Annotated in this window: 23 protein-coding genes; 13 read left to right on the top strand and 10 right to left on the bottom strand. The window is 66.8% G+C overall.

All coding sequences use genetic code 11. The features are described from left to right. Position 1 precedes the first annotated feature (1 nt). The 6 genes from AC07XB_RS14075 (at position 2) to AC07XB_RS14050 (ending at position 4,968) form a co-directional block, all read left to right on the top strand. The gene (locus AC07XB_RS14075) at positions 2–472 is read left to right on the top strand and encodes a hotdog family protein (protein WP_492373667.1); all 471 of its coding nucleotides are present in this window, start codon (positions 2–4) and stop codon (positions 470–472) included. Next, entirely contained in the window at positions 469–1,200 is a 732-nt protein-coding gene (gene fabG, locus AC07XB_RS14070) for a 3-oxoacyl-ACP reductase FabG (RefSeq protein ID WP_492373666.1), read from the top strand. The genes AC07XB_RS14075 and fabG overlap by 4 nt, the downstream gene beginning before the upstream one ends. Then, positions 1,197–2,423, top strand: a complete 1,227-nt coding sequence (locus AC07XB_RS14065) for a beta-ketoacyl-ACP synthase (RefSeq protein WP_492373665.1) — start codon at positions 1,197–1,199, stop codon at positions 2,421–2,423. The genes fabG and AC07XB_RS14065 overlap by 4 nt, the downstream gene beginning before the upstream one ends. 73 nt (positions 2,424–2,496) lie before the next feature. Next, entirely contained in the window at positions 2,497–2,949 is a 453-nt protein-coding gene (locus AC07XB_RS14060; RefSeq protein WP_492828257.1) for an excinuclease ATPase subunit, read from the top strand. Positions 2,950–2,965: 16 nt separating this feature from the next. Continuing rightward, on the top strand, positions 2,966–3,664 hold the full coding sequence (locus tag AC07XB_RS14055) for a 4'-phosphopantetheinyl transferase family protein (RefSeq protein WP_492828259.1): 699 nt from the start codon (positions 2,966–2,968) through the stop codon (positions 3,662–3,664). 200 nt (positions 3,665–3,864) lie between these two features. Continuing rightward, positions 3,865–4,968 carry a Rieske 2Fe-2S domain-containing protein gene (locus tag AC07XB_RS14050; protein ID WP_459376378.1) on the top strand — a complete coding sequence of 368 codons (1,104 nt, stop codon included), beginning with the start codon at positions 3,865–3,867 and terminating at the stop codon, positions 4,966–4,968. A gap of 40 nt (positions 4,969–5,008) precedes the next feature. Here AC07XB_RS14050 and AC07XB_RS14045 read toward each other — a convergent pair whose 3' ends face one another. Next, entirely contained in the window at positions 5,009–5,764 is a 756-nt protein-coding gene (locus tag AC07XB_RS14045; protein WP_492373689.1) for an IclR family transcriptional regulator, read from the bottom strand. 329 nt (positions 5,765–6,093) lie between these two features. Between AC07XB_RS14045 and AC07XB_RS14040 the strand changes: the two genes are divergently transcribed. The 4 genes from AC07XB_RS14040 to AC07XB_RS14025 all read left to right on the top strand — a co-directional run bounded on the left by AC07XB_RS14040 (position 6,094) and on the right by AC07XB_RS14025 (position 9,837). Then, positions 6,094–6,492, top strand: coding sequence for a cupin domain-containing protein (locus AC07XB_RS14040; RefSeq protein WP_043355682.1), 399 nt, complete (start codon positions 6,094–6,096; stop codon positions 6,490–6,492). A 110-nt stretch (positions 6,493–6,602) separates the two neighbouring features. Further along, positions 6,603–7,580 carry a Bug family tripartite tricarboxylate transporter substrate binding protein gene (locus AC07XB_RS14035; protein ID WP_492373662.1) on the top strand — a complete coding sequence of 326 codons (978 nt, stop codon included), beginning with the start codon at positions 6,603–6,605 and terminating at the stop codon, positions 7,578–7,580. A 102-nt stretch (positions 7,581–7,682) separates the two neighbouring features. Next, entirely contained in the window at positions 7,683–8,657 is a 975-nt protein-coding gene (locus tag AC07XB_RS14030) for a Bug family tripartite tricarboxylate transporter substrate binding protein (protein WP_492373661.1), read from the top strand. A gap of 7 nt (positions 8,658–8,664) precedes the next feature. After that, positions 8,665–9,837, top strand: coding sequence for an acyl-CoA dehydrogenase family protein (locus AC07XB_RS14025; RefSeq protein ID WP_416052856.1), 1,173 nt, complete (start codon positions 8,665–8,667; stop codon positions 9,835–9,837). A gap of 130 nt (positions 9,838–9,967) precedes the next feature. Here the strand turns inward: AC07XB_RS14025 and AC07XB_RS14020 are convergent, their stop codons facing one another. The 7 genes from AC07XB_RS14020 to AC07XB_RS13990 all read right to left on the bottom strand — a co-directional run bounded on the left by AC07XB_RS14020 (position 9,968) and on the right by AC07XB_RS13990 (position 16,750). Beyond that, positions 9,968–10,126 (bottom strand): DUF3309 family protein, encoded by a 159-nt coding sequence (locus tag AC07XB_RS14020; RefSeq protein ID WP_150986605.1) that lies wholly within the window; start codon positions 10,124–10,126, stop codon positions 9,968–9,970. 111 nt (positions 10,127–10,237) lie between these two features. Next, on the bottom strand, positions 10,238–10,420 hold the full coding sequence (locus AC07XB_RS14015) for a glycine zipper 2TM domain-containing protein (protein ID WP_150986604.1): 183 nt from the start codon (positions 10,418–10,420) through the stop codon (positions 10,238–10,240). Positions 10,421–10,653: 233 nt separating this feature from the next. Next, entirely contained in the window at positions 10,654–11,598 is a 945-nt protein-coding gene (locus AC07XB_RS14010) for an NAD(P)-dependent oxidoreductase (protein WP_492828261.1), read from the bottom strand. An 86-nt stretch (positions 11,599–11,684) separates the two neighbouring features. After that, a complete protein-coding gene (locus tag AC07XB_RS14005) occupies positions 11,685–13,334 on the bottom strand; it encodes an ABC transporter ATP-binding protein (protein WP_492810622.1) in 1,650 nt (549 codons plus the stop codon). Beyond that, positions 13,331–14,161, bottom strand: a complete 831-nt coding sequence (locus AC07XB_RS14000; protein ID WP_492828263.1) for an ABC transporter permease — start codon at positions 14,159–14,161, stop codon at positions 13,331–13,333. Before AC07XB_RS14000 ends, AC07XB_RS14005 begins: the two co-directional genes overlap by 4 nt. Further along, positions 14,158–15,141: an ABC transporter permease gene (locus AC07XB_RS13995; RefSeq protein WP_492828265.1), complete on the bottom strand. Its 984-nt coding sequence runs from the start codon at positions 15,139–15,141 to the stop codon at positions 14,158–14,160. The genes AC07XB_RS14000 and AC07XB_RS13995 overlap by 4 nt, the downstream gene beginning before the upstream one ends. Before the next feature lie 7 nt (positions 15,142–15,148). Beyond that, positions 15,149–16,750 carry an ABC transporter substrate-binding protein gene (locus tag AC07XB_RS13990; protein WP_309403549.1) on the bottom strand — a complete coding sequence of 534 codons (1,602 nt, stop codon included), beginning with the start codon at positions 16,748–16,750 and terminating at the stop codon, positions 15,149–15,151. Between the two features lie 255 nt (positions 16,751–17,005). On the opposite strand from AC07XB_RS13990, the gene AC07XB_RS13985 reads away from it, so the two are divergent. Both AC07XB_RS13985 and AC07XB_RS13980 read left to right on the top strand, forming a co-directional pair. Then, entirely contained in the window at positions 17,006–17,854 is an 849-nt protein-coding gene (locus AC07XB_RS13985; RefSeq protein WP_492810619.1) for a VOC family protein, read from the top strand. Between the two features lie 17 nt (positions 17,855–17,871). After that, positions 17,872–18,972: a M14 family metallopeptidase gene (locus tag AC07XB_RS13980; RefSeq protein WP_492373654.1), complete on the top strand. Its 1,101-nt coding sequence runs from the start codon at positions 17,872–17,874 to the stop codon at positions 18,970–18,972. A 15-nt stretch (positions 18,973–18,987) separates the two neighbouring features. On the opposite strand, the gene AC07XB_RS13975 is transcribed toward AC07XB_RS13980, so the two are convergent. Further along, positions 18,988–19,740, bottom strand: coding sequence for a GIN domain-containing protein (locus tag AC07XB_RS13975; protein WP_492373653.1), 753 nt, complete (start codon positions 19,738–19,740; stop codon positions 18,988–18,990). After that, positions 19,737–20,840 (bottom strand): GGDEF domain-containing protein, encoded by a 1,104-nt coding sequence (locus tag AC07XB_RS13970; protein WP_492828267.1) that lies wholly within the window; start codon positions 20,838–20,840, stop codon positions 19,737–19,739. The genes AC07XB_RS13975 and AC07XB_RS13970 overlap by 4 nt, the downstream gene beginning before the upstream one ends. 396 nt (positions 20,841–21,236) lie before the next feature. On the opposite strand from AC07XB_RS13970, the gene AC07XB_RS13965 reads away from it, so the two are divergent. After that, the gene (locus AC07XB_RS13965) at positions 21,237–21,653 is read left to right on the top strand and encodes a hypothetical protein (protein WP_492373651.1); all 417 of its coding nucleotides are present in this window, start codon (positions 21,237–21,239) and stop codon (positions 21,651–21,653) included. Positions 21,654–21,747: the final 94 nt, after the last annotated feature.

Below are 21,747 nucleotides of genomic sequence, written 5' to 3'. Positions count from 1 at the left end.
CATGACCACGACGTCCCTTGCCGCGTTGCCGGCAATCGCCGAGGTGCTGCCGCACGCCGGCGGGATGCGCTTGCTGGATGAACTGTTGCGCGCCGATGAGGAACACGCGGCAGCGCGCACCACGGTGCGCGCCACCCAGCTGTTTGTCGATGAGTCCGGCATGCCGGGCTGGGTCGGCATCGAGTACATGGCGCAGACCATCGCCGCCTGGGCCGGCGCGCAGGACTGGCGCGCCGGGCGGGCGCCTGGCATCGGCTTCCTGCTCGGCTCACGGCGCTACGAATGCGATGTGCCGGCGTTCCCGGTGGGCAGCGTGCTGACCATACAAGTGCGCGCCGAGCTGGTCGGCGACAACGGGCTCGGCATGTTTGCCTGCTCGCTGTCGCTGGGCGAGCACGAAGTGGCGCGCGCCAACGTTTCCGTTTTCCAGCCTGCCGACGCGCAGGCTTTCTTGCAAGGACAACAACCATGACGAACCGAACCGTGCTCGTCACAGGGTCTTCGCGCGGCATTGGCCGCGCCATCGCGCTGCGCATGGCGCGCGAGGGCTACGATGTGGTGGTGCATTGCCGTGCCCGGCGCGATGAAGCCGAATCGGTGGCCGATGCGATCCGTGCCCTGGGCCGCACCGCGCGCGTGCTTTGTTTCGACGTCAGCCAGCGGGAACAGGCCGCGGCCGCGCTGCTGGCCGATATCGAAGCCCACGGTTGCTACTACGGCGTGGTCTGCAACGCGGGCATCGCGCGCGATGCGGCGTTCCCGGCCATGACCGGGGCAGAGTGGGACGAGGTGATCCACACCAACCTGGACGCCTTCTACAACGTGCTCAACCCGGTGGTGATGCCCATGGTGCAGCGGCGCAAGCCGGGCCGCATCGTCACGCTGTCCTCGGTGTCGGGGCTGGTGGGTAACCGGGGCCAGACCAACTACAGCGCGGCCAAGGCCGGCGTGATCGGCGCGACCAAGGCGCTGGCCATCGAGCTGGCCAAGCGCGCCATTACCGTCAATTGCGTGGCCCCTGGCCTGATCGATACGGAGATGGTGGAGGAACACGTGCTGGAGGAAGCCTTGCGCATGATCCCGGCACGCCGCACGGGTACCCCGGACGAGGTGGCCGCCACCGTGGCGTTCCTGATGTCCGCCGATGCGGGCTATATCACCCGGCAGGTGATTTCGGTCAACGGGGGGATGTTCGGATGAAGCGAGTCGTCATTACCGGAGCCGGCGCAGTCTGCTCGCTGGGCAACGACTGGGCGAGCGTGCGCGAGCGCCTGGCCAGCGGCCGCAACGCGGTCGTGCAGATGCCGGAGTGGGCCGTCTACAAGGGCCTCAACACGCAGCTTGCGGCACCTGTGCCGCCGTTCACGCTGCCGGCGCATTACACCCGCAAGGTCACGCGCGCCATGGGCCGCGTGGCGGTGATGTCGGTGCTGGCCAGCGAGGCCGCCTTGCGCGATGCGGGGCTGCTTGGCGATCCGCTGGTCGCGAGCGGCAAGCTTGGCATAGCCTATGGCTCGTCCACCGGCACGCCGTCGGCCGTGGCCGATTTTGGCCGCATGATGATGGATCGCACCACCGAGGACGTCAGCGCTACCACCTACATCCGCATGATGCCGCATACCACGGCGGTGAACATCGGCGTGTTCTTCGGCATTACCGGGCGCATCCTCACCACCTCCAGTGCCTGCACCTCGGGCAGCCAGGGCATCGGCTACGCTTACGAAACCATCCGCAGCGGCCGGCAGGTGGCCATGCTGGCGGGCGGCGCCGAGGAACTGGATCCCACCGAGGCCGCCGTGTTCGATACCCTGTTCGCCACCAGCACCTGCAACGATGCGCCGCATGGCACGCCGCGCCCGTTCGACAGCGAGCGCGACGGCCTGGTGCTGGGCGAGGGTGCCGGCACACTGGTGCTGGAGGAGCTGGAGCACGCGCTGGCGCGCGGCGCGCGCATCCTGGCCGAGATTGTCGGCTTTGGCACCAACAGCGACGGCGCCCACGTGACCCAGCCCAAGGCGGACACGATGGCGCAGGCCATGCGCCTGGCGCTGGAGGATGCCGGCCTGCCGGCCTCGGCGATCGGCTACGTCAATGCCCACGGCACTGCCACGGACCAGGGCGATATCGCCGAGTCCCATGCCACCCGCGAGGTGCTGGGTGACGCGGTGCCGGTGAGTTCGCTGAAAAGCTATATGGGCCATACGCTAGGCGCCTGCGGCGCGCTCGAGGCATGGATGACGGTCGAGATGATGCGCGACGGCTGGTTTGCGCCCACCATCAACCTGTCCAACCCAGACCCGCGCTGTGCCTGCCTTGACTACATCATGGGCGAGGGCAGGCGGCTCGACATCGATCATGCGATGAGCAACAATTTTGCCTTTGGCGGCATCAACACGTCGCTGGTGTTCCGCCGCTGGCGTTGATCTGCCAGTACTACCGCGCATTTTCCTCATCAATAAAATCAACAACACCAACAACACCAAGAAAGGAAGGTCAATGAAGCACGCTCTCTCCATCCTGGCCGCTACCGCCTCGGCCGCCATGCTGTTGTCCACGCCCGCCGCGGCGCGCGATACCAAGTACATGCTGCCGTTCCAGGAAGTGCTGGATATGTCGGAAGCCCAGGAAAAGCTCGATGGCTCGGTCAAGTTCTTCCTGGCGGGGCAGAAGAAGCCCAAGGTCCTTGAGACCAAGGAGAGCGATGTGTCCAACCGCAAGACCAACAGCTTCGGCAAGAGCGATGAAGACGCCTGCCGCTGGGCCGCGCTGTCCGCGCTGATCGCGTTCCAGGACAAGGCCAAGACGCTCGGCGCCAATGCCGTGGTCGACGTGGTGAGCTACTACAAGAAGGACTCGGTCGCCAGCCCGACCGAGTACGAATGCCATGCCGGCGCGGTGGTGGCCGGTGTGGCGCTCAAGGGCACGTACGCCAAGGTGGCGGGCAAGTAAGGCCGCGCGCCACGCCATGCCGGCCTCCCCGATCCACGTTCGCGTTGCGTCGGTAGCTGGCCTGGCGGGACAGGTTCCGCCCGCCAGGCAATGGCTGGGCGCGGACGAAGCGCGGCGCCTGGACGCCCTGCAGGCCGGCCAGCGCGCCGCCCAGTTCGTGGCTGGGCGCTGGATTGCGCGCCAATTGCTGGCGCAAGCTTACGGCGGCGGCTGGCAGGACTGGACGCTGAGCGCCGCGCCGGACAGCCCGCCGCAGGCCATTGGGCCTGTGTCCGCTTTTCTCTCCCTCTCCCATTCCGGCGACTACGCTGCCTGTGCCGTCGGGCTGGAACCGCTCGGCCTGGACATCGAGCGCGTGCTGCCGCGCAAGGGGCTGGACGCGCTGGTGCTCGCAGTCAGCAGCGAAGCCGAACGCGCCGCCTTGCCGGCATTGCGCCCGGGCGGCGATCCGGCGGCGCAACGCGAGGCCTTCTTCCAGCTCTGGACCTTGAAGGAAGCCTGGCTCAAGCGTGGCGGCGGGGGCTTGTTCCAGACCATGCTCGGGCAGGCGGTGGCGGTGTCGCCGGCGGCCAGCCTGGCCACCGCCAATGCTTGCAGCTGGCGCCACGGCGACGCTGTGCTGGCGATCCACGCCGCGCCCGCTATCTCGTTGTCGGATACCGTGCCTGCGGGCCTGCGCTACTGGTGCCTGGCGCCAGCGGCGGATGCGCCCTGAGCATCACGTCATCGAGGGCGCTATCCACGCCACTACCGGTACGTTCGGCCTGTGTCGGGGTAAGCCCGGATACCCGTCATTACCCCGCGGCGGGCAACACATCTCTTGGCAAGCCTTCGGTTAGACTTAGCCCTTGGTTTCGTCCTCCCGCCCATGCAGTCGGCTAATCGAGATACCAGTCTTGCAAGGAGAAGTCCCCCATGCATGCAGTTCCGTTGCTAGATAGCAGTGCCAACGATAGCGATAGCCCTACCGAAGTCCCGCTGCGCGACCTGCGCCGCGTCACCATTCATCCCGATCACTGGTATCCCCTGGCCTGGTCGCGCGAGGTCAAGCGCGGCAAGGCGCATGGCGTGCGCTTTGCCGGAGAGCCGATCGTGCTGGTGCGCACGGCGTCCGGCGCGGTGTTCGCGCTCGAGGATCGTTGCGCGCACCGGCAGGTGCCGCTGCACGCGGGCGTGGTCGAGGGCGAATCGATCCGTTGCTGCTATCACGGCTGGACCTATGATTGCACCGGCCGCTGCATCGACGTGCCTTACCTGGGCCGCGAGCGCTTGCCCAACGGCGTGCGCTCCTACCCCTGCCGCGAGGTGGAAGGGCTGATCTTCGTGTTCCCCGGCAGCGCGGTGCTGGCCGACGAAACCCCGTTGCCCAGCCTGGGCTCGGTGGCCAACAAGGCGTACAAGACGCGGCGTTTTGGCCGCGAGGTCAAATGCCATTACTCGTTCATGCACGAGAACCTGATGGACATGAACCATCAGTTCCTGCACCGGCGGCAGATGGGGCAGATGCGCGCCAGCTCGCTGGGCCGCCGGCGCGGCGACGGATGGGTCGAGGTGGACTACACCTTCGCTCGCGAGCAAGGCAAGCAGCCGGTGGGCGAAGCGCTGGTGTTCGGCGGCGGCAACAAGGGCAGCAAGGGCGGGCAAGGCGGCAAGGACGTGATGACGGTCCGCACCCTGTATCCCTACCAGACCCTGCAGATCCGCACTTCGGATGCCACGCTGGTGATGGACCTGTGGATCGTCTACGTGCCGCTCGACGCCGAGCAGCGCACCAACCGCACGTTCGGGCTGCTGTCGATCAAGAAGCCCGGCATTCCCGGCATACTGGATCTGGCCTGGCCGCTGCTGGTGTGGTTTACGGAGCGGATCTTCAAGGAGGACCGCTGGATTGTCGAGAGTGAGCAGGCGGCGCACGACGAGCAGGGCGCCGACTGGAACCAGGAGGTGTTCCCGGTCATCAACGAACTGCGCGACCTGCTGCGCGAATGCGGCATGCCGGAAGCGTCGGCCGGGAGTTGAGGGCGGTTTGGCGGCGAATTGACGACGAGCAGGCAGATGGCTATTGCGCGAACCGGCTGCGCTCGTCGCGCTCGAGCGCGGAGCAGGCCGTCCTGAGGATGGCCGAGAACCGCGTCAGCGCGGGCTCGATGCGGTACGCCGGCCCGGCAATGGAAATGCCGTAGCATTCTCCCGACAGCCGCACCGGCCAGGCCAGCGCGCCAACGTCGGGCAGCGACTCGCCCAGGTTGATGAAGCAGCCTTGCTCGGCGGACTTCTTCAGCTCGGCTTCCAGCTGCGCCGCGTTGGCTACCGTGCGTGGCGTGAAGCGCTCGAAGCTGAGCTGCGCGATCAGCGCGCTGCGCTCGTCCTCGGGCATGACGGACAGCAAGGCCTTGCCGATCGAGTTCGCATGGAGTTCTCGCCGCTCGCCTGCGGTGGCGATATAGCGGATCGCATGCGGGGATTCGAGCACGTCCAGGTACACCACCCACCGGCCTTCATGCAGCTTGCCGATCACCACGGTCTCGCCGGTGGCCGCACGCAGCTCGTTCATGGTGCCGTGCACCCGGTCCAGCACCGGGTCGTGCCGCGCGATCTGCTGCGCCATGGCCAGCAGGCGGCCCGTGGGGTAATAGCCTTGGCGGCGGCCGGTCTCGTACAGGTAACCCAGCGAAGTCAGGGTGCGGATCAGCGCCAGGCAGCTCGATGCCGGCACCGCCAGCAACCGGGCCAGCTCCGATAGCGACAGCGCGCGCCGCTCGCGCGCGAAGGTTTCGATGATCTCGAGCACGCGCAACGCCGTCTTCACGTTCATCGGCGGCGCTTTGTTGTCGTTGGCGGTCATGAGTGGGGCAGGCCCGGATTGGTCGGAAGAGAAGCACTTATCTTAGTCGATCGTTCCTGCCGAACACCCATTCCGGCGCACTAGAATATTTCTCAAGAAATATTTTGTTTAAATATTTATCTGTAGATTGTGTTTATGACGGTATACCGGAGCATCGTGGTACGGAATCCGTTACAGGGTATGGCTCTGCTGGACATGGTTATTTTCATGGGGATAAAATAACTTTCACAAACATGAAAAACAGCCGGGTATCACAGCCGCCCTCATGGGGTCGCGGCGTAGCCGGCATGGAGACTGCAATGACCCCCTCGTCGTCCTCACCGATCTACTTTGTCCGTGCCGAAGACGTGCCCGGCTACCACCCGGCCAATCACGTCGGCACGCTGAACCGCCGCATCATCGGCCGCGAGAACGTCGGCGCCACCCAGCTAGAAGTCATTCACGGCACCATCGAGCGCGGCAAAGGTGCCTTGCCGCACGCGCATCCCGGCATCGAGCAGGTCTGCTATGTGCTGGAGGGCAGGGCGCGCGCCGAGGTGAACGGGCAATCGCGCGAGCTTGGCCCCGGCGATTGCTGCTTCTTCCCGGCCGAGGCCATGCATGTGTTCACGGTAATCAGCGACGAGCCCGTGAAACTGCTGGTGATCTACGCCCCGCCTTACGAGGAATCCCCGGAGCGCGTGATCCGTCCCGCCTGAGGACTGCTGCCGAGTTCTGCTGAACGCCGCAGAACGCTGCCATTTCGCCTGGGTGCCCGCACCCGATACCCGATACGACGTTTGTTGTTCAAGCCTGGTAGGAGATTCCGATGACACTGTCTTCCCGACGCCGTTTGCTCGTTTGCGCCGCCATCTGGAGCGCCATGCCCGCATTGGCGTGGAGCAGCACCTATCCCACCAAGCCGATCCGCATGGTGGTGCCTTTTGCGCCGGGCGGCGCCTCCGACGTGGTGGCGCGGCTGGTGTCGCAGAAGCTGGCGGAGGCCTTGAAGCAGCCGGTGGTGGTTGAGAACCGCCCCGGCGCCAATGGCATCATCGGCACCGATATGGTCGCGCGTGCCGCCCCCGACGGCTATACGCTGCTGCTCAACACCGCTGGCGCGCAGACGCTCAGCCCCGTGCTGTACAAGGCAGGTTACGAGCCACTGAAGAGCTTTGCGCCGATCAGCCTGATCAGCAGCATCGGCTTTGTGATGGTGGTCCACCCGTCGGTGCCGGCCAAGACCGTGCAGGAGTTCGTCGGGCTGGCCCGCGCCAAGAGCCGTCCGCTGAGCTTGTCGGCCGGCAGCAGCATGATCGAGCTGATCGGGGAGACATTCAAATCCACCGCCGGCACCCCGGACGTGGTCAGTGTGTCGTACCGGGGCACCGGCCCGCAGATGCAGGCCGTGGTGGCGGGCGAGGTCGACATGACCATCGATCCCTTCAACTCGATGGCGATGATCCGGGCCGGCAGGCTGCGCCCGCTGGCCGTGCTGTCGCCCAAGCGCTCGCCGGCCCTGCCCGATGTGCCGACCATGCAGGAGGCCGGGATCCAGGGCATGAACTTCAATTCCTGGGCCGGGCTGCTGGCGCCGGCAGGCACGCCGAAGGAAATCGTCACGCGTCTGAACCAGGAAATCGTGCGGATCGTCGCGATGCCGGATATCAGGGAACGCCTTGCCGCCATCGACTATGAAGCCGTCGGCAGCACGCCCGAGCAGTTTGCCACCATCATTGCCGACGACGCTGCGCGCTGGGCCAAGCTCGTCAAGGACACGAACTACAAAGAGAAGACCGCGCGGTGAGGCGGCATGGTGCCCGCGGGCATCGCAACGACAAAGCTGACAAAGCTGACAAGGCTAATCCACGACAACGAGATAGCTAGCCAAAAAACAGGAGACAAGACTATGCCAAGCCTCATCACGCTGCTGCGCGCCGCGCTGCCATTGCTGAGCCTCGCCGCGGCGCCGTTCGTGGCGGCGGCCGACGCTTATCCCAGCAAGCCGATCCGCATGGTGGTGCCGTTCGCCGCCGGCAGCGGCACCGACGCGGTGGCCCGCATCACCGCCAAGGAACTCGGCGACGCGCTCAAGACCAATGTGGTGGTGGACAACCGCCCCGGTGCAAATGGCGCGATTGCCGCCGAGATCGTCGCGCAGGCCGCACCGGACGGCTACACGCTGTTCATGACCACCAACACGACCCATTCGGCCAATCCTTCGCTGATGAAGAAGCTGCCGTATGACCCGATCCGCGACTTCACGCCGGTGGCGCGCATGGGCAACCTGCCGTTCATGCTGGTGGTCAACCCGAAATTGCCGGTCAAGACCGTGGCGGACCTGATCGCCTACGCGCGCACGCATCCGGGCATGTCTTACGCCAGCGGCAACAGCACCGGCATCGTGTCGGGCGCCACGCTCGGGCGCATGGCCGGGCTGGACCTGCTGCACGTGCCGTACAAGAGCACGCCGCCGGCCATGACCGATGTGATCGCGGGGCAGGTGCCGATGATGTTTGTCGACGTGGCGGCCGGCATTGCCAACGTGAAGGCGGGCAAGCTGCGGGCACTGGCGGTGACCACCGCGCAGCGCAGCCGGCTGCTGCCGGAGCTGCCGCCCCTGGCCGACACGCCTGAGCTCAAAGGCTTCGATATTACGTCCTGGAATGGCGTGTTCGCGCCAGCGAAGGCGCCCGCGGAGGTGGTCGAGCGGCTCAACCGCGAGCTGTCGCGCATCGCCGCGAGCAAGGAAGTCGCCCCGCGCTTCGAGGCGCTGGGCTTTGAGGCATTCGGGCAATCGCCCAAGCAGTTCTCCGGCTTCGTGGCCGGCGAGCTGGTCAAGTGGACCAAGCTGGTCAAGGACGCAGGCATCCAGCCGGAATGAGGTAGGCATGAACTTTGAAAGAACCCCCGAGCAGCGCGCCATCGTCGAAGCGGTGACGCAGCTATGCAGTGACTTCGGCGCCGACTACTGGTCGGGGCTGGACGACGAAGGCAAGTTTCCCCATGCCTTCCACCAGGCCATGGCGCAGGCGGGCTGGCTCGGCATCGCGATGCCGGAAGCGTACGGTGGCGCCGGCCTGGGCATTACCGAGGCGGCGCTGATCATGCAGACGGTGTCGGCGTCCGGCGCGGGTTTTTCCGGCGCGTCGGCCATCCATATGAATGTGTTTGGACTCAACCCGGTGGTGGTGTTCGGCAACGACCGGCAGAAGGAGGCGGCGCTGGCGCCGCTGATCGCCGGGACCGAGAAGGCCTGCTTCGCCGTGACGGAACCCGACGCCGGGCTGGACACCACCCATCTCAAGACCCAGGCCGTGCTGTCGGCGGATGGCGCCAGCTATCGCGTGGACGGCCGCAAGATCTGGATCTCCACCGCGCAGGTGGCCGACCGCATGCTGCTGCTGGCCCGCACCACGCCGCTGGACAAGGTGGCCAAGCCGACGCAGGGCCTGAGCCTGTTCTACACGGCGCTGGACCGCAAGCACATCGAGGTGCGCGAGATCCACAAGATGGGGCGCGCCGCGGTGGACTCGAACATGCTCTTTATCGACGGGCTGACGGTGCCGGTGGCCGACCGCATCGGGGAAGAAGGGCGCGGGTTCGAGTACATCCTGCATGGCCTCAACCCCGAGCGCATCCTGATTGCCGCCGAAGCCGTCGGCCTTGGCCGTGTCGCACTGGAAGCGGCAACGCGCTATGCCAAGGAGCGCACCGTGTTCGGGCGCCCGATTGGCCAGAACCAGGGCATCCAGCATCCGCTGGCGCAAGCGTGGATGGCGCTGGAGGCCGCCGACATGATGGTGTGGAAGGCGGCCTGGCTGTACGACAACGGCAAGCCCTGCGGGGCCGAGGCCAATACCGCCAAGTACCTCGCGGCGGAGGCCGCGCACCAGGCCTGCCAGACCGCGGTCCTGACGTTGGGCGGCATGGGCTATGCGCGTGAGTACCAGGTGGAGCGTTACCTGCGCGAGTCGTATATCCCGCGCATTGCCCCGGTCAGCGCGCAGCTCATCATGTGCCATATCGCCGAGCGCGTGCTGGGTTTGCCGAAGTCGTATTGAACTCGCTCTTGATGCATTGCCCGCCAATCCGTGCGGCGGCGCTGCCATTCTTTCAGCGATGAAAATAATAAAAAACACGCGCCGCATGAAGATGCGGCGCGTTTTTTTTATCTTAGGAAGTCAGCTTGCGCTACAGCCGGCCCATGACCACCAGGATCACGACGATCAGCACGACCAGGCCTAGGCCGCCGCTGGGGTAGTAGCCCCATCCCGTGCTGTACGGCCACGTGGGCAGTGCGCCGACCAGCAGCAGGATAAGAAGGATAAGCAGGATCGTACCGATGGCCATGATTGGCTCCTTGACGGGTGGATCAGCGCGAGGCGCGCGCTATCTCGTTCGTGTTTTGGTTCGCATTCTGGGTCGTCGCTGATCTCGTTGTTAACTGTTGTTAACTGTTGTTTACTTGCCCAGTTCGTGACCGATGACGCCGCCTGCCACCGCACCGCCGATGGTGCCCGCGGTGCTGCCGTGCGACAGTTCATGACCCGCCACACCGCCAGCCACGGCGCCGGTAGCGGTACAACCGTTCAATCCGAACAGAAGCGCTGCGCTCGCGATGAGCGCGCTTGCCAGTCTCAACATAGTGGTCTCCTACGTGAATGATGCTGCTGACGGCGCTAACGGGCGCGCCTGCCATGCTTACAAGATAGCCGGGCACGCAGTCCGGCCCAGCGGGATGGCCTCTGATACGGATGTAGGAATTGGATGACGCCGCGAGCGCGGCGTCAGGAAAGGGGGTAACTGGGAAAAGGGCGGCAGAACGGCCGGCGGCGCGGGCAGCACACGTGCCCGGCAGCCATTCGGTCAGCGCAGGATCAACGCAGGCGCTTGATCAGCGAGGAGGTATCGGCACGGCCGCAGCCGTCTTGCTGCAGGTCGGCGTAGAACTGGTCTACCACGGCGGTGACCGGCAGGCTGGCGCCGTTGCGGCGCGCCTCGTCCAGGCACAGGCCCAGATCCTTGCGCATCCAGTCCACCGCGAAGCCGAAATCGAACTTGTCTTCGATCATGGTGGGGCCGCGGTTTTCCAGCTGCCAGGAGCCGGCGGCGCCCTTGCTGATCACATCCAGCACTACCTTCATGTCCAGTCCCGCGCGCTCGCCAAAGGCGATGGCTTCGGACAGGCCCTGCAGCAGGCCGGCGATGCAGATCTGGTTGACCATCTTGGCCAGCTGGCCCGCGCCGGAGCCACCAATGCGGGTGACGGCGCGCCCATAGGCGCCCAGCACTGCCTCGACGCGACCGAACACGGCCTCGTCGGCGCCGCACATGATGGTCAGGATGCCCTTTTGCGCGCCGACTTCGCCGCCCGAGACGGGCGCGTCGACAAAGTGCAGGCCCTGCTCATTAGCCGCGGCATACAATTCGCGCGCCACATTGGCGCTGGCGGTGGTGTGGTCCACGAACACGCAGCCTGCCGGTGCGTTGCTGTAGGCGCCGTCCTTGCCAGTGAGGACCGAGCGCAGGTCATCGTCGTTGCCCACGCAGGAGCAGACCACTTCGGCGTCTTGCGCGGCCAGCGCCGGCGTGGCGGCCGACTTGCCGCCGAACGCGGCGACCCACTGCTCGGCTTTGGCAGCCGTGCGGTTGTAGACGGTGACCTGATGGCCCTTGGCGGCCAGATGGCCCGCTATGTGATAGCCCATGACACCCAGGCCGATAAATGCAACGCGCATGACTTGAATACTCCGAAGCCCGCGTTGGCGGCGGGCGAGTGGTTGGGCAGGTGGGCAGCCCACCGAAGCCGGGAATGCTGCCATTCTTGCACTGCAACGTCAACAAGCGTTGCCGCGGGAAATTGTTGCGCGCACGCGCATGTCGAGGGCGGCGAGGCGCTCAACAAGCCTCAGCGCACGCTGCGCTCGCTCACCGCTGCGCTTGCCCGGCCCACCGCCCGCCTGCCCGGCACGGCTGCCAGCAAGGCCTGCGTGTACGGATGGCGGGGCGCGCCGAACAGCGTGGCGGTATCCGCTTCTTCCACCACGCGCCCGTCCTTCATGACCGCCACCCGGTCGCAGACCTGGGCCGCCACGCGCAAATCGTGCGTGATCAGGATCAGCGACAAGCCGGTGCGCGCGCGCAGTTCGTCAAGCAGCGCCAGCACCTGTGCCTGCACGGAGACATCCAGCGCGGACACCGGCTCGTCCGCCACCAGCACGTCGGGCGACAGGGCCAGCGCCCGGGCCAGGCCGATGCGCTGGCGCTGGCCGCCGGAGAACTCGTGCGGATAACGGTCGAGCGCGCTGGGATCCAGCCCTACCAGTTCGAACAGCTCGGCGGCGCGAAGGCGTGCCCGCAGCGGATGTTCTCCGTGGATCAGCGGCCCCTGCGCGACCAGCTCGCCCACGCGGCGGCGCGGGTTGAGCGATCCAAACGGGTCCTGGAACACCATCTGGATGCGCCGGGCGCGCTGCCGGCGCTGGCCCGAGCCGCTGGCCAGCAGATCGGCGCCATCGAGCCGCAGGCTGCCGCGATCCGGGTCGAGCAGGCCCACGAGGCAACGCGCAAGCGTGCTCTTGCCGGAGCCGCTCTCGCCCACGATGCCAAGCGCGCCGCCGCGCGGCAGCGCGAGCGATACCTGGTCGAGCGCCTGCACCTGGCGCCGTCCCCGGCCGAGCCAGCCGCCGCCGCGGTAGGTTTTGCCGATGCCGTCGATGGCGAGCAGCGTGTCACCCGTCTGCACGCGCGGCGGCGGTGGCTCCAGCGCGGGCACGGCGGCCAGAAGCGCTTGGGTGTAGGGATGTTGCGGCCGCGCCAGGATCTCGGCGGCCGGCCCGGTCTCCACCACCTCGCCTTGGCGCATGACCGCGATGCGGTCGGCAATCTCCGCCACCACGCCGAAGTCGTGTGTGATGAACAGCACCGCCGTGCCCTTGCGTTGCTGCAATTCGCGGATCAGCCGCAGGATCTGGGCCTGGGTGGTGACGTCGAGCGCGGTGGTGGGCTCATCGGCAATCAGCAAGCTGGGCTCGAGCGCCAGCGCCATGGCAATCATGGCGCGCTGGCGCTGCCCGCCGGACAGCTCATGCGGATAGGCGCCAGCGGCGGCAAGCGGCTGCGGGATCTGCACGTCTTCCAGCAGGCTGCGCACCTTGCGCGCGACTTCCGCCTTGGGCAACCGGGTGTGGGTGCGGAACACCTCGCCGATCTGGTCGCCGATGGTGCGTAGCGGATTGAGCGCCGTCATCGGTTCCTGGAAGATCATGCCGATGCGGGCGCCGCGTATGCGCCGCAGATCCGCCTCGGACAGCGTCGTCAGCTCGCGGCCTTCAAACAGGATGCGCCCGGCGCTGCGGCGCACGCCATCGGGCAGCAGCCCAAGCACGGCGCCGGCGGTCATGGACTTGCCGGAGCCGCTTTCGCCAACCACGCACAGGATTTCGCCCGGCGCCAGCGCCAGCGAGACGCCATCCAGCGCGAGCGGGCGGTCGGCGCCGGCGGGCAAGGCGACGCTGAGCGCGTCGATACTGAGAAGGAAGGGCAACGGTCCGCTCATGCGCGTTTCAGCCTGGGGTTGAGTGCGTCGTTCAGGCCCTGTCCCACCAGCGATACAGCCAGCACGGTGAGCAGGATGGCGACGCCGGGAATGGCCGAGACATACCACTGCGAACGCAGCACGCTGCGCCCGCCTCCGATCAGGTTGCCCCATGAGGCCACGTTCGGGTCCGACAGGTTGAGAAAGGCCAGCGCGCTTTCCAGCAGGATGGCCAGCGCCATCACCACGCTGGCGTACACCACCACCGGCGGCAGCGCGTTAGGCAGGATCTCGCGAAAGATGATCTGCAGGTCGCGCACGCCCAGCGCGCGGCAGGAGTGGACGAAGTCGCGGTTGCGCAGGGTCAGGAACTCGGCGCGCGTCAGCCGCGCGGTGGCAGGCCAGGACACCACCCCGATGGCCAGCGTCACAGTGGTGATGCCGGAGCCGAACACCGACACCAGCACCAGCAGCAGCAAGAAGCTGGGCAGCGTCTGGAAGCCTTCGGTCAGCCGCATCAGCAGGTTGTCGGCCCAGCCGCCGTAGTAGCCCGCGAACGCGCCGGTCAGGATGCCGATGGACACAGCAATCATCGTGGCCACGAAGCCGATCAGCAACGAGACGCGCGCGCCGTGAAAGATCTGGGCGGCGATGTCGCGCCCGGTCTGGTCGGTGCCTAGCCAGAAATGCGGATCCTCCAGCGGCCATTGCAACGGGCGGCCGGCAAGGGAAAGGGGATCGGCGGGAAACACGGCCGAGGCGCAGGCCGCCATGGCAATGACCGCCAGCAACACCAGCAGGCCGAAGGCCGCAGCCGGGTTGCGCAGGTAACGTCGGAGCAGCTTCATGCCTTGCGTTCGTGAAGGATGCGGGGGTCGAGCAGCGCATACAGCATGTCGACGATGAAATTGATGGCGATCACCAGCAGCGCGCTGACGAAGACGATGCCGAGCAGGGTGTTCAGGTCGCGCTGGACCACCGAGTCATAGGCCAGCCGGCCCAGCCCCGGCAGCGCGAACACGCTTTCGATCACCACCGAGCCCCCCAGCATGGTGCCGAACTGCAGCCCGGCCAGCGTGAGCAGCGGCAGCAGCGCGTTGCGCAGCACATGGCGCACCAGCACGGCATACTCGGACAGGCCCTTGGCGCGCGCGCTGCGCACGAAGTCCAGCGTGAGCACCTCCAGCATCGACGCGCGCATGATGCGCAGGTAGATAGCCAGGTAGATCAGCGCCAGGGTCACGGTGGGCAGTACCAGGTGCCAGGCGATGTCGGCCAGGCGTGCCAGGCCCGTGTAACCCGCGGCGACGTCCTGGTAGCCACCGGGCGGCAGCCACCCCAGGTGGATGGCGAGCACCACGATGCCCATCAGCCCGAACCAGAACGACGGCGTGGCATAGAACACCAGCCCGAGCATGGACACCAGCGTATCCGGCCAGCGATCCACCCGATGCGCCGCAGCCACGCCCAGCGCAATGCCGCACACGGCGGCCAGCACCTGCGCGCAGCCCATCAGCAGCAGCGTGACGGGCAGGCGCTCCAGGATGACGGTGGCCACCGGTTTGCCATAGATGGCGGAGTAGCCCAGGTCCAGATGCACCAGACGCCACAGGTAGCGGCCAAGCTGCACCGTGGTGGAGGCGTCGAGCCCGTAGAACTGCCGCAGCTGGCCGATGACGGCGGCATCCGCTCCCCCCATTTCGGCGACCAGGGCATCGACGGTGTCTCCCGGGGCGAATTGCAGCAGCAGGAACAGGCCGCACAGGATCAGCAGCAGCGAGGGCAGGCTGGCTGCCAGCCTGCGCAGGGCAAGTGACAAGATGCGCATGGCCGGCTCAGGCCGACAGCCAGGTGTCGTACCAGCTGCTGGACGGCCAGCGCGGCGTGTTGTGGTCGTTGTGCACGCGCTTGCTGGTGATCGAGTAGAACTCGCGCTCGGTCACCATCCAGACCGGCAGCTCGTCGTTGACCTCCTTGACCCACTCGGCATAGAGCGCCTTGCGCTTGGCCGGGTTGATCTCCGAGCCGGCGTCGTCGATCAGCTTGTCGACCTTGGCGGACTGCCAGCCGTACTGGTTGGTCCAGGGCGCGCCCTTGGGGCTGCCGGAGCGGTACCAGACGGTAGTCGAGACAGCGGGGTCGCCGCGGTACTGGTGCCAGCCGGTGGCAAGGTCGAAATTCCAGTCGCGGTACACGGTCGACAACGCACCGGCGATGTCGAGTTGCTGCACGGTGACCTTGATGCCCACCTGCGCCAGCGACTGCTGCACGTAAGTGGCGAACAGTGGCACGTCCTCGCCGTTCTGGATCGGCACCAGCTTGAGCGTGAAGCGGTTGCCGTCGGCGCCACGCTTGAAGCCGGCTTCGTCGAGCAGGGCTTCGGCGCGCTTGCGGTCGAACGGGTAGGGCTGCTTGCCACCCGGATAGAACGACGAGGTCGAGGGAATCGGGCCGGTGGCCGGCTTGGCGGTGCCGTACAGGAAGTTCTTGATGAAGAAGTCGACATCGATAGCGTGCGCGATGGCGCGGCGCACGCGCACGTCCGACAGCTCCTTGCGGCGCACGTTGAACTCCAGCGTGTTGTTGTAGGAGTTGGCCTCCAGCCCCTTGGTGGACACCTTGAAGCGCCCATCCTTCTTGAATCGCTCAAGATCCGCCAGGCCGACATGCGAATAGGTGGTCAGCTGCGCCTCGCCGGTTTCGAGCGCGGCAGCCGCGGCGGACTTGTCGGTGATGATGCGCCACACCACGCGGTCCAGGTACGGCGCGGTCTTGCGCCAATATGCGGCATTGCGCTCGGCGATCACGAACTGGCCCCGTTCGTACTGGGTGAAGCGAAACGGCCCCGTGCCAATCGGCGCGGTGTTGGCGGGGTTCTCCAGCACGTTGGTGCCTTCGAACTTGTGGCGCGGCACCACGTAGCCAAGGTCGCACAGCGCGCGCAGCAGCAGCTCGATCGGCATCGGGCGCGAATAGCGGAATACCGCGGTCTGTGCGTTGGGCGTATCGACGGCATCGAGGTACAGGTGCAGCGCGGTGCCGTAGTTCAGGTGCTTCTTCCACAGCGCCATCGCGTTGTACTGCACGTCGGCCGAGGTGAAGGGCTTGCCGTCATGCCAGGTCACGCCCTCGCGCAGCTTGAAGGTGATGGTCTTACCGTCCGGTGAGCTGCTCCAACTGGTGGCCAGCACGGGAGCGGGCTTGCCGCTGGCGTCCAAGTCCACCAGCGACTCGATGATCTTGCTGGACACCACGTAGACGCCAGTGGACGCGCGCAGCGCGGGGTTGAGGATGCGCTGCTCGCCGCCCAGCAGGACCGTCAGCACGCCGCCCTTGCGCGGCGTGTCGGCAGCCTGTGCCAGCAGCGTGCCCGGGAGGGAGGCGCCAGCGGCAAGGGCACCGGATTGAATCAGGAAGTCGCGTCGCGTCAGGGACATGGCAGGGGTTCCACAATAACCGAAGGAATGCAGGAAGCAGGGAGCACGAAGGCTGGACAGCCAGCGAGTGTAGGGGGCGCCGCTGCGCGAGGGAAACGCGCTTTTCGTCTATGCAAAGACGTTGGCTGCGCGGCGCGCTGCGCAGCCGGCGGGCGCGCGCGGCGCGCATATGCAAAGACGAAACGCGCAGTTGGGGATCGCGCCGTGCTCGCGTACGCTCGCCCATCGCTCGGTTATTCCAACGGAACCCCTCTCATGCCAAACCTGATCCCGCTGCTCGACCATGTCGTCGTCAATGTCCACGAAGGCCTGGACGACGCCGCCAGCCGCTATCGCCGCCTGGGTTTCCAACTGACGCCGCGCGGCCATCATTCGCTCGGGTCCAGCAACCACCTCGCGATTTTCGATACGGATTACCTGGAGCTGCTCGGCTTCGAAGCAGGCAAGGCGGTGACCGGCCGCGCGGACTTGCTGGCCGAGCCGGCTGGCCTGACCGGGCTCGTCTTCAAGAGCGCCGACTCCACCGGCCTGCACCGGGAGATCCTGGCGCGCGGGCTGGAAGTGGAAGGGCCGCCGCGTGAGTTCACGCGCCCGGTCGAGCTGCCCGGCGCCACCGGCGAAGCGCGCTTTCGCACGGTGCGGCTGGCCGCGCACCTGGTGCCAAACGGGCGCCTCTACTTCTGCCACCACTTCACGCCGGAACTGGTCTGGCGCGGGCACTGGCAGGCCCATCCCAACGGCGTGACCGGCGTGGCGCAATACGTGATCGCGGCCGCGGACCCGGCGCGCACCATCGGCCTGCTGTCGCGCTTGTTCGGCGCCGAGCACGTGGGCAGGGGTGCGCACGGCGAGCTGCTGCGCGCCGGCGGTGCGTCGGTGGTGGTGCTGACGCCGGAGGCGGCGGCGCGGCGCTTCGGCGCGAGCGTGCCACCGCTGATTGATGGCCGCGACCGCATGGTGGCGCTGGTGCTGCGCACCACAGCGCTGGCAACAGCGCGCGCCGCACTGGCGGCAGGCGAGATCCGCGGCGTCGAGGAGATTGACGGCCTGCTGGTGGTGCCGCCTGCCGAGGCGGCGGGCGTCACCCTTGCCTTTACTGAATAAGCGCGGACGGTATCCCGATGGATTTCACGGATTTCTACGCGCTGGACTACACCGGCGCCCGCGACAAGTTCCGCGCGGCGGCCGATGCCGTGGGCGCTGCGCTCAGCGTCTACCCGCACCCCCATGCAACCGGCCCGGCCGGCGAGCCGCTGGCCATTGACGTCGCGCACCTTGGCGACGCGCGCGCGCCGCGCCAGCTGGTGCTGATCAGCGGCACCCACGGGCAGGAAGGCTACGCCGGCTCGGCGGCCCAGGTAGCGTGGCTGGCGAGCGGGCCGGCCAGCCGGTTGCCGGCAGGCCTGGGCGTGCTGCTGGTGCACGGGCTGAACCCCTACGGTTTTGCGCATGGCACCCGCACCACCGAGAACAATGTCGACCTGAACCGCAACTTTGCCGCTCACTTGTTCGATGCGACGCAGCCGGTGCCGGCCAACCCCGGCTATGCGGAACTGCACGCCGACCTGATCCCGCAGGCATGGAGCTGGGATAGCATTGCCGCCGCGGATGCAGCGGCGCGCGCCTACGGGGCCACGCACGGTGCCGATGCCCTGTTCGACACGCGCGCTCGTGGGCAGTACAGCCATCCGGATGGCCTGGTGTTTGGTGGCCACCACCGGGAGTGGTCAAACCTGACGCTGGAGGCGATTGTGCGGGAGCACCTGGCGAGCGCCGAGCGGATCGGGCTGATCGACTGGCATACCGGCATCGGCGAGTACGGCGAGCCGTTCTTCCTGTGCTTCAACCCGGACGGCAGCGAGCAGCAGGCCCGCGCGGCCAGCTGGTGGGGCGAGCAACGCGTGCTTGGCGTGCGTCCGCATGGCCTGGCGCGTCCCGCTTACACCGGCCTGGTGTTTCACGGCATCGAGCGCTTCCTTGGTGGGCGGCCGCTGGTGGGGGCGGTGGTCGAGTTCGGTACCCGGGGCGCCAATATGGGCCATGCCCTGCGGCTGGACCAGTGGCTGCGGTTCAAGGCCGAGCGTGGCACGGCGCGTTATGCGCACTTGCGTGCCGACATGCTCGACGCCTTCATCCCGGTGGCCCAGCCGTGGCGCGACGCCACGGTACGGCATGGCGTTGCGATCACCCAGCAGGCGGTGGACGGGCTGGCCGCCTGGTAGGTCCGGCGCGGCTGGCTATTCGAAAGATACCTGGCCGGAACCGGTCCGGCTGACGGCGCGCTGGTGCGGCTTGCCGGCAACGATGATGTCGCCGGAGCCCGTCAGCGCCACGCTGGCCGCATCCGACGCGTAGCCGAGGATGCGGCCCGAGCCGCTGACCTGCGCGTCAAGCCTCTGCGCGCGCAAGGCGCTGGCATCCACCTCGCCGGAGCCGGAGATCGCGGCGCGCACGCTGCCCACGGTACCCTCGGCAACGATTGAGCCGGAACCGGACAGGCGCAGGTCGATGGATGCTTCGTGCAGGCCGGACGCACGCAGGGTGCCGGCGCCGGGAATGCTGACCGCCTGGAGCGAGGGCCCGGTAATGGCCACCTTGAGCGGTGCCGCGAGCACGACTGGCGCGCTCAGGCCGATCGTCAGCCTGCCGTTGTCCAGGCTGGTGAGCACCAGCGGCAGGATGTCCGCGGGCCCGGTGATGGAAACGGAGTACGCGAGCGCAACCGAGAACACCACATCGGCCGGGGCATTGAGCTGCACGCTGGAGAACGCGCCAACCATGCGCTGCTCGGTCTTCTCGGGGCCGCCTCCCTTAATGGCGTCATGGGAAGCCACTACCTGGCCATTGACGATGACGACACTGCTCCCGGACGTGCCCGAGGCAGAAATGCCGCTCTGGTTGATAACCACGGTGCTTGACTGAGCCAGCGCCGTGCCGGCAAGGCAGGCGGATGCCAGCCAGGCAGCGCAAAGCAGGTTGATATGGGTCATGGCGATCCTTCGGGCTGACGGGGCTCCTGGTGGAACGTGTACTTGTCCTTGCCGGCTCTCTTTGAATCATAGAGCGCTTCATCGGCTTTGATGAGCGCCTTGGTGAGCGTGTCGCCGCTGACCATGCGGGTGACGCCAATGCTGATGGTCACAGGGGGCTCCGATGGCGCATCCCGGATGCTGCGGCACAGCATGCCGATGCGGATTTCCGCCTCGGCGCGCGTCATCCCCTTGAGATAAATGCCGAATTCCTCTCCGCCCAGGCGCGCATACTGGCAGTCCCCCATCACCAGCTTGATCCCCGCGGCCACGTGCTTGAGCACTGCGTCGCCAATGTCGTGGCCGTAGCGGTCATTGACCGTCTTGAAGTCGTCGATGTCCACCATCGCCAGGTAGTGGTCTTGCTCCGCGGTGGCGCGCGGCACCAGGCTGCCAACGTTGAGCATGAAGGCCCGGCGGTTGGGAATCTCAGTCAGCGCGTCCACATAAGCCTGCTGCAGCAGGGTCTTCGCCATGACAAAGTTCTGCAGCTTCGCGCGCCGCAGCGTGATGAATGTGTACACCGTGATGCCGGTGAAATAGAGCGCGTAGCAGACGGCCAGGATGCCCTTGAGTTCCAGCAGGTCCTGCGCCGCCATCATGGGAAAGAGCAGGACCCAGGCCAGCGCGATGACGCCGAAAAACGCCCTGGGGCTCAGTGGCAGCGTGGAGGCGCAGAACAGCACGCTGGCCGCCACCAGCATGGACCAGATCGGACGGGTGTCGTCCGGCGTGCCGTCCAGCACCAGGCGGGCACCCACGCAGAAGGCCAGCACAAAGGCAAAGTTGAGGATCTGGAATTGTTGCGCGCGCCGCACGAAGGGCACGGCCGTGGTCAGCGCCGACAACAGGGCAAGGTGGAGGATCGAGTTGATCGTGAAACCCTGGCCTCCCTTGAAGCTGACCAGCAGATCGAACACGAGCCAGATCCCCACGCTGGCCGCGAAGGTCATGAGGCAAAAGCGCTGCAGCCTCTCGAATTCATGCTGGGCAAACTCCGCTTGCACCGGCGCCGGCACCGGCTTGTTCAGCAACTCTGACTCAACGGTGCGAAACATCATTCGACTTGCCTCTGGAAGGGTCGGATGGTGTGGGGCAGGGTAGTGCAATGAATCCAGCGGCAATCATACAAGGACTTGAAGTGTGCGGGCGCAGGTCGCAAGCGGGTTCACACGGGCGTTTGCACGCCCTGGCCGGGCACGGCGCGCAGCGCTCTTTTGTCGTCGCCGCCCTTGGTGGTGCGGCGCTCACACGCTTGCATGGCGGGGTTCCCTGTGTCGGGTCCCGATGCCTATGCTAGAGGTGGCGGTGGATCGCTTCGGCTGACGTGGCGGTTGACGCCGGAGTCGGGTATCCCGTGCAAAACAGCGCGGTGCCTGGCGCTCGCCAGTGCCGGAACATACGATCCGGCGCGGGCGGTTCGTACGATTCGAGCTGGCAGTCGAGTAGGAGGAAACATGAGAACGCTGGGCTTGCTGTTCGCCACCACGTTGGCGATGGCTTCGCCGCTGCACGCATACGCAGCGGGTTGCCAATACGACATGCAGTGCAAAGGGGAGCGGATCTGCCAGAAGGGCCAGTGCGTGTCTCCAGATGACGACGAACAGAGCGTCGACCAGCCCGCCAAGCCGCCAGTCTCTCGTATTGCTCCCGCGCCGACCCCCGCCGCCAGTCAGGTGCCTGCGTCCTCCCGCATGGCGAAGAGCGCGCCGCCGGCAACGCCCGTCCCGGGCGAGCCGCGCTTTTGCTGCACGGTAGCGGGCAGGCTCAAGCCATATAACAACGCCGCCTTCGATTCCGACACCATTGTCGGCGACGCCTGCCAGGGCATGACCAATTCGGGCAAGCCTGTGCCCGGCACCGCCTGCCAATGACCTAGCCAAGCGCGCTGTGCAAGCGCTGATTCAGACGCATCGGATCAGCGCTTTCTTGCTACGCGCGTAGGACGACGCAGCCGGGGAATCCCAC

This window comes from Cupriavidus sp. GW821-FHT02F09, from assembly GCF_059421605.1.
Note: the sequence above shows the minus strand (reverse complement) of the source record. Positions and strands in the feature narration are given on the sequence as shown.

Bases quoted from the DNA above. Each gene is read 5' to 3' on its own strand.
- AC07XB_RS14045 (WP_492373689.1), bottom strand. From the start codon at position 5,764: ATGAACGTGAAGACGGCGTTGCGCGTGCTCGAGATCATCGAAACCTTC.
- AC07XB_RS13980 (WP_492373654.1), top strand. From the start codon at position 17,872: ATGGATTTCACGGATTTCTACGCGCTGGACTACACCGGCGCCCGCGAC.
- AC07XB_RS14050 (WP_459376378.1), top strand. From the start codon at position 3,865: ATGCATGCAGTTCCGTTGCTAGATAGCAGTGCCAACGATAGCGATAGC.
- AC07XB_RS14030 (WP_492373661.1), top strand. From the start codon at position 7,683: ATGCCAAGCCTCATCACGCTGCTGCGCGCCGCGCTGCCATTGCTGAGC.
- AC07XB_RS13995 (WP_492828265.1), bottom strand. From the start codon at position 15,141: ATGCGCATCTTGTCACTTGCCCTGCGCAGGCTGGCAGCCAGCCTGCCC.
- AC07XB_RS13975 (WP_492373653.1), bottom strand. From the start codon at position 19,740: ATGACCCATATCAACCTGCTTTGCGCTGCCTGGCTGGCATCCGCCTGC.
- AC07XB_RS14000 (WP_492828263.1), bottom strand. From the start codon at position 14,161: ATGAAGCTGCTCCGACGTTACCTGCGCAACCCGGCTGCGGCCTTCGGC.
- AC07XB_RS14060 (WP_492828257.1), top strand. From the start codon at position 2,497: ATGAAGCACGCTCTCTCCATCCTGGCCGCTACCGCCTCGGCCGCCATG.
- AC07XB_RS14040 (WP_043355682.1), top strand. From the start codon at position 6,094: ATGACCCCCTCGTCGTCCTCACCGATCTACTTTGTCCGTGCCGAAGAC.
- AC07XB_RS13990 (WP_309403549.1), bottom strand. From the start codon at position 16,750: ATGTCCCTGACGCGACGCGACTTCCTGATTCAATCCGGTGCCCTTGCC.
- AC07XB_RS14005 (WP_492810622.1), bottom strand. From the start codon at position 13,334: ATGAGCGGACCGTTGCCCTTCCTTCTCAGTATCGACGCGCTCAGCGTC.
- AC07XB_RS14020 (WP_150986605.1), bottom strand. From the start codon at position 10,126: ATGGCCATCGGTACGATCCTGCTTATCCTTCTTATCCTGCTGCTGGTC.
- AC07XB_RS14015 (WP_150986604.1), bottom strand. From the start codon at position 10,420: ATGTTGAGACTGGCAAGCGCGCTCATCGCGAGCGCAGCGCTTCTGTTC.
- AC07XB_RS14075 (WP_492373667.1), top strand. From the start codon at position 2: ATGACCACGACGTCCCTTGCCGCGTTGCCGGCAATCGCCGAGGTGCTG.
- AC07XB_RS14025 (WP_416052856.1), top strand. From the start codon at position 8,665: ATGAACTTTGAAAGAACCCCCGAGCAGCGCGCCATCGTCGAAGCGGTG.
- AC07XB_RS14010 (WP_492828261.1), bottom strand. From the start codon at position 11,598: ATGGCAGCATTCCCGGCTTCGGTGGGCTGCCCACCTGCCCAACCACTC.
- AC07XB_RS13965 (WP_492373651.1), top strand. From the start codon at position 21,237: ATGAGAACGCTGGGCTTGCTGTTCGCCACCACGTTGGCGATGGCTTCG.
- AC07XB_RS14065 (WP_492373665.1), top strand. From the start codon at position 1,197: ATGAAGCGAGTCGTCATTACCGGAGCCGGCGCAGTCTGCTCGCTGGGC.
- AC07XB_RS13970 (WP_492828267.1), bottom strand. From the start codon at position 20,840: ATGATGTTTCGCACCGTTGAGTCAGAGTTGCTGAACAAGCCGGTGCCG.
- fabG (WP_492373666.1), top strand. From the start codon at position 469: ATGACGAACCGAACCGTGCTCGTCACAGGGTCTTCGCGCGGCATTGGC.
- AC07XB_RS14035 (WP_492373662.1), top strand. From the start codon at position 6,603: ATGACACTGTCTTCCCGACGCCGTTTGCTCGTTTGCGCCGCCATCTGG.
- AC07XB_RS14055 (WP_492828259.1), top strand. From the start codon at position 2,966: ATGCCGGCCTCCCCGATCCACGTTCGCGTTGCGTCGGTAGCTGGCCTG.
- AC07XB_RS13985 (WP_492810619.1), top strand. From the start codon at position 17,006: ATGCCAAACCTGATCCCGCTGCTCGACCATGTCGTCGTCAATGTCCAC.